We start from the raw sequence: 5291 nt of genomic DNA on the forward strand, positions 1-5291 counted from the left end.
CGATCCCGGCCGAGGCCGGCGATGGCAGACGCTGGCTGCATACCTCCCCGGAATTCCCCATGAAGCGCCTGCTCGCCAGTGGCAGCGGTGATATCTATCAGATCTGTCCTGTATTTCGCGATGGGGAGCAGGGCCGCTGGCACAATCCCGAGTTCACCTTGCTTGAGTGGTACCGTCTGGGCATGGAAGAGCAGGCTTTGGCCATGGAAGTCTGTGAGCTGGTTGCCGAACTGGCCAGGGAAGCCGAGGGGCCACTGGCAAATCTGGAGTCAGAGCCGGCGGTAATCAGCTATCGTGAGGCCTATCGGCGTCATGCCGGAGTCGATCCCTTCGAAGACGAGACCGGGGCGATTGCCGAGGCAGCCATACGCGTGACCGGCACCGGCGGCCCCTTGGATTGGGGGCGGAACGACTGGCTGGATTTGCTGGGCAGCCTGAAGGTATACCCCGCCCTGGGCCATGGCCGTCCTGCCGTGGTGACGGAGTTTCCAGCTGACCAGGCCGCCTTGGCCAGGGTGCATCCGGGTTCACCACCGACGGCGGCCCGATTTGAAGTGGTGCTGGGCGGGGTCGAGATTGCCAACGGCTTTCATGAGTTGAGTGATCCGGAGGAGCAATTGAGGCGTTTCCGGGTCGAGACGGAAGAGCGCCAGGGCCAGGGGTTGCCGCCGGTGCCCTGGGACCCGCAGTTGATTTCTGCCCTGGAGGCCGGGCTCCCCGACTGTGCCGGCGTCGCTCTCGGTCTGGATCGGCTGATTGCCCTGGTACTGGGCTGTGACGGCATCGGGCCGGTGACAGCCTTCCCCTGGGACCGTGCCTAGAGGTAGCAAATGAGTGAATCAATCAAGCCATTGGGCGTTGATAGCGAACGGTGGAAACCATTGCTGGATACCCCGGCATATAAGGTGTTATTCGGTGAAGCGACCGAGCGCCCGGGCAGCAGCGAGCTGAATCATGAGACTCGCCCTGGTACCTTCATCTGTGCCGCCTGTTACTTGCCATTATTTGATGCCGGCATGAAGTATGACAGCGGCTCGGGCTGGCCGAGCTTTTTTGAGTCTCTGCCGGGGCGGATTGGCACTCGCGAGGATTTCAAGCTCACCATGCCGCGTACTGAATATCATTGCATTCGCTGCGGCGGCCATCAGGGGCATGTCTTCCCCGACGGCCCACCCCCTACCGGCCTGCGCTATTGCAACAATGGCCTGGCGCTGGTGTTTATCCCGGAGGGTGAGAGAATGCCTGATTTGCGCCAGCCTGATCAATGATCACCCCTGATCAAAAGAGCCGCTGTGCCAGGTGGTCTCGCCAATGAATCTATCCGAGTCTTATCGAAGGAGAATGTCCATGTTCAGATTGCTGTCGATCCTTCTGCTGACCCTCGCTCTCGGGGCCTGTCAAACCGATGAGCGGGGCGCTGATGGTGATGCTGTGGCGCATGGCGGGTCCTGGCAGTCGATCAGCCAAGAGGGGCAGGGAGAGATACGGGTGCTCTACGTCCCTGCCCGGGGTTGGGCCTGGCGGGGTGAAGACGAGGAGGGGCAGCTTTCCGGTGTCACCGTTACCTTGATGCGTGATTTTGTCCGCTGGGTGGGTGAAACCCATGATGTGAGGCTCGGTATTGAATTTGAGGAAGAGCAGGACTGGAGCCGCTTCTATCGTCGGGTGGTCAATAGCGAAGAAGGTGTCTTTGGTATTGGTAATGTCACCATCACCGAGGAACGACGAGAGGAGCTGGCCTTTTCACCCCCCTACGTCTATAACGTGGCGGTTCTGATTACCGTGGATGAAGTCTCTGAACTGTCGGAGATGGCTAACAGTGATCAAGTCTTCTCCGACCTACGGGGCCTGGGCTTCGCGGGGACGCTTCATGAGGAAAGACTGGAACGCCTGAAAGAGCGGTCCATGCCGGACCTGGCCATCGATCTGGCCGAATCCAATGACGAGATTCTGGAGCGAGTGGCTGAAGGTGGCCATTTTGCCTGGATTGATGCCTACAACTTTGTTCGGGCCAGAGAGGAAGGCATGCCTCTGCGCCGCCACCCGGTCGGTGATGACCCTGGTGAGGCCTTTGGCGTCATCATGCCCCATGGCAGCGACTGGGAGGCATTGATGGAAGAATACTTTCAGAACGCACATGGTGGTTTGCTGCAATCGGATTTCTGGCAGCAAACGCTGGAAGACTACCTGGGCTCCGAAGTTTCCGCTCTGTTGATGGCGGCGGCGGAAGAAAGCAAGACCCAATGATTGGCAGAGTCGATCTGGAATCACATTTTGATATTCGTTTCCATGCCAGCATGGAAACACCGCTACTGCTGATGTTGAGGCCGCGGGCCTGCGAGCATCAGTGGATCAGTCAGGATGAGTTCCATCTGTCCCCGATAGTCACTATCCGGGAGTATCAGGATGTCCATGGCAATCGTTGTCAACGGATCATGGTGCCCGCGGGGCATTGCAGAATTCACGGTATGGCCAGGGTGGCAGTGCCACTGCACCCGGCCATTGATCAGACACTGTCCTTCACCCCGGTAGAGCAGGTGCCGGATGCCGTGATTCCCTATCTTCTGCCCAGCCGTTACTGCGAATCGGACCGACTGGATGAATTGGCCTGGCGAATCGTTGGCGATGCACCGTCAGGCTACGCGCAGGTAAAGAGGATCGTGGACTGGATTTCTGAACAAATTGCCTATCGGCCTGGTGAAGGGCATGAGCTGATCAGCGCTACGGAAGTATACAGTCGTGGATACGGGGTATGCAGAGACCTGGCCCATCTCGGTGTCGGGCTCTGTCGTGCCCTGAGCATTCCCGCCCGTTTTGTCAGTGGCTACCTCCATGAACTGGAGCCCATGGACCTGCATGCCTGGTTCGAGGTCTGGTTGGGAGAGCACTGGCATGCCTTTGATCCCACCCAGGAAGGCAAGGGTGGTGACCGTCTGGTGCTGGGTGTCGGGCGTGATGGTGCCGATGTGCCCATATTTCACCAGTTCGGTCCTCCCCTGAAGGTGGAATCAATGACATTCTCGGTCTCCCGGGTGCCCTAATCGGGCAGAGCAGACTGAACGAGTTATATTCCCAGCTAGAAACGTGCGCTTAGGCGAAGGTAGATATCCTGATCCACTCGGCGTCTGGGGCTGTCATCCGGCACTTTCAATTCTCGCCGCCAACGATAGCGGCCTTCGAAGGACAGGGCCGGGGTAAAGCGGTACTGATAGCGAATTTCCGCCAGGGCATCATTATTTCGGTAATCAACGGAATGGAGCCAGCTGCCTTCGGCCTCGCCATAGACCAGTCCCAGAAGATGGCCCGGCGCCAGATCAAACAGGTTCGCCGAGGCCTGCCAGGCGCGGCCGCCCAGGGTCCCCTCGTCGCCCGCGTCCAGCAGCCCGGTAGGCACGCGGGCATCGGTGAAGCCCAGTTCTCCCGCCACCACCAATCGCGTGCCGGACGGGGCCACGGGCCAGGAGGTGGCCAGGCTGCCAGTCAGGCTGCGGTAATCCTCTCGCCGTGGCGACTGGGGGCCGTCAGGGGCCAGGCTGTCCGGCATCCAGGTGATGGTGACTCGCCTAAGGATCAAGGGGCCGGGTCCGGCAGTGGATTCGAACGCACTGCTCAGGGCCAGGCGACTGCCTGAGTCCTGGTGGTCGAGGGGGAATCGATAGACGCCGCCAGCCCCGCGCTGGTGGTTGTAGAATAAGCGGCTTCGGCCCTGCCAACGGCCGGGTAGGGGGTGGCTCAACTCGATGCCGTCGGTCCAGCTTACGCCTACATTGGAGCTGTCCTTGCGGTCCAGTCCCTTCCCGGGCACGACAGGAATGCCGGCCTGGGCCTGGAAACGGCCGATCAACACGCCCCATTCCCCGTGTTCAGGCTGCCACTGCCATTGCAGGGTATCGATGGTGGTATCGCCAGTGGCAATGCCGCTACGGGTGGGGGCCCAGGCCCGGAAATAGGCATCGCCAGTATTGTCGTCACTGCTGTAGCGGCCGGCTGCCCGAATCCGAAAACGCCAGTCGCCGGCCAGGTCTCGGTCCGCGGACAGGCGGATTCGGGCCCGCCAATCATCCGCACGCTGGCGTTCACCTTGCCGGTCGAGGCGTTCACTGGCGTACAAGCCGCTGCGGATGTCACCGCCGAATTCCCAGGCCGTAACTTGAAGCGGCAGGGCAGTCATCAGCATTATGCTTAGCAGTTGCCCGCGTCCCGGAAGAGAAATCACGGATGACAGCTCCCCTGTGTTCATGAGTCTTGTGCTTGTGGGTCTTGATCTTGCGCAAAGGTAGCACGACTGGACCTGGGGTGGCCTGATAGAATGGAGGCTTTGACAGCGACAGGGGAATTGGCAATGCAGTTGCGGTTATGTTCCTGGCTTGAGGTGGAGCGTTATCTGGAGGCATCCACCGGCATCATCATTCCCATCGGATCCACCGAGCAGCATGGGCCCAATGGCCTGGTGGGAACTGACGCCTTGTGTCCGGAAGTGATTGCCCGTGCCGCAGGTGAACGGGAGGAAATAATGGTCGCGCCGACCCTGTCCATTGGCATGGCCCAGCATCACCTCTGCTTTCCGGGTTCGGTGACCCTGCGCCCTCGGACCCTGATGGCTGTGGTTTACGATGTGGTTCAGTCCCTGGCCCGTCATGGTTTCCGTCACCTGTACTTTCTCAATGGTCACGGCGGCAATATCAATACCGTGCAGGCGGCTTTCGCCGAGTATTACGCTGACTACAGTCTGCACGAGACACCCGGCTGTGAAACCAGCACTCATCTCCATCTGGGGAATTGGTTCGCCGGTAATCGGGTTCGGGCCCTTTCCGCCGAGCTCTTCGGTGATGCCGAAGGTTCCCATGCTACCTGCTCGGAAGTCTCTCTGACCCAATATGCCTATCCCGAGGCCATTAAGCAGGTGGAAATGAGCCCGCGGCGGGCGCCATCGGGTGGATTCAGGGATGCGGTGGATTTTCGTCGCAACTACCCGGATGGCCGGGTGGGTTCCGACCCCTCCCTGGCATCGCCGGAGGCCGGTGAGAAGCTGTTCGAGGCAGGGATCGCCGATCTTTTGGATGATTATCGGCAACTGTTGGCCCGGTGAGCCAATCCCAGGCCTATGATGTCATCATCATCGGGGCCGGTGCCGCCGGACTGATGTGTGCACTCACCGCCGGCCAGCGCGGCCGGCGGGTGCTTGTGCTGGATCATGCCAACAAGGTTGGCAAAAAGATCCTCATGTCCGGTGGCGGTCGCTGTAATTTCACCAATATGTTTTCCACCCCGGATAACTTCCTGTCCGATAA

General features: G+C 60.1%; 7 protein-coding genes. 6 read left to right on the forward strand and 1 reads right to left on the reverse strand.

Translation table 11 applies throughout. The features are described from left to right. From epmA to ACJWXQ_RS09115, 4 genes are all read left to right on the forward strand, one after another. Nucleotides 1-821, forward strand: an 821-nt coding sequence (epmA, locus tag ACJWXQ_RS09100) for an EF-P lysine aminoacylase EpmA (RefSeq protein ID WP_406672639.1), incomplete at its 5' end; no start/stop codon positions are given. A gap of 9 nt (nt 822-830) precedes the next feature. Next, nucleotides 831-1268 carry a peptide-methionine (R)-S-oxide reductase MsrB gene (gene msrB / locus ACJWXQ_RS09105; RefSeq protein WP_346049812.1) on the forward strand — a complete coding sequence of 146 codons (438 nt, stop codon included), beginning with the start codon at nt 831-833 and terminating at the stop codon, nt 1266-1268. A gap of 79 nt (nt 1269-1347) precedes the next feature. After that, the gene (locus ACJWXQ_RS09110) at nt 1348-2247 is read left to right on the forward strand and encodes a transporter substrate-binding domain-containing protein (protein ID WP_346049814.1); all 900 of its coding nucleotides are present in this window, start codon (nt 1348-1350) and stop codon (nt 2245-2247) included. After that, nucleotides 2244-3041, forward strand: coding sequence for a transglutaminase domain-containing protein (locus ACJWXQ_RS09115; RefSeq protein ID WP_346049816.1), 798 nt, complete (start codon nt 2244-2246; stop codon nt 3039-3041). The genes ACJWXQ_RS09110 and ACJWXQ_RS09115 overlap by 4 nt, the downstream gene beginning before the upstream one ends. Nucleotides 3042-3076: 35 nt before the next feature. Here the strand turns inward: ACJWXQ_RS09115 and ACJWXQ_RS09120 are convergent, their stop codons facing one another. Continuing rightward, on the reverse strand, nt 3077-4171 hold the full coding sequence (locus ACJWXQ_RS09120) for a hypothetical protein (RefSeq protein WP_346049818.1): 1095 nt from the start codon (nt 4169-4171) through the stop codon (nt 3077-3079). A 171-nt stretch (nt 4172-4342) separates the two neighbouring features. Here ACJWXQ_RS09120 and ACJWXQ_RS09125 point away from each other — a divergent pair, with 171 nt between their 5' ends. Then, nucleotides 4343-5089, forward strand: a complete 747-nt coding sequence (locus ACJWXQ_RS09125) for a creatininase family protein (RefSeq protein ID WP_346049820.1) — start codon at nt 4343-4345, stop codon at nt 5087-5089. Between the two features lie 53 nt (nt 5090-5142). Continuing rightward, nucleotides 5143-5291, forward strand: a 149-nt coding sequence (locus ACJWXQ_RS09130; RefSeq protein ID WP_406672640.1) for an NAD(P)/FAD-dependent oxidoreductase, incomplete at its 3' end; no start/stop codon positions are given.

The sequence above is a fragment of the Natronospira sp. genome, from assembly GCF_007134575.1.
In the GTDB taxonomy this organism is placed as follows: domain Bacteria; phylum Pseudomonadota; class Gammaproteobacteria; order Natronospirales; family Natronospiraceae; genus Natronospira; species Natronospira elongata.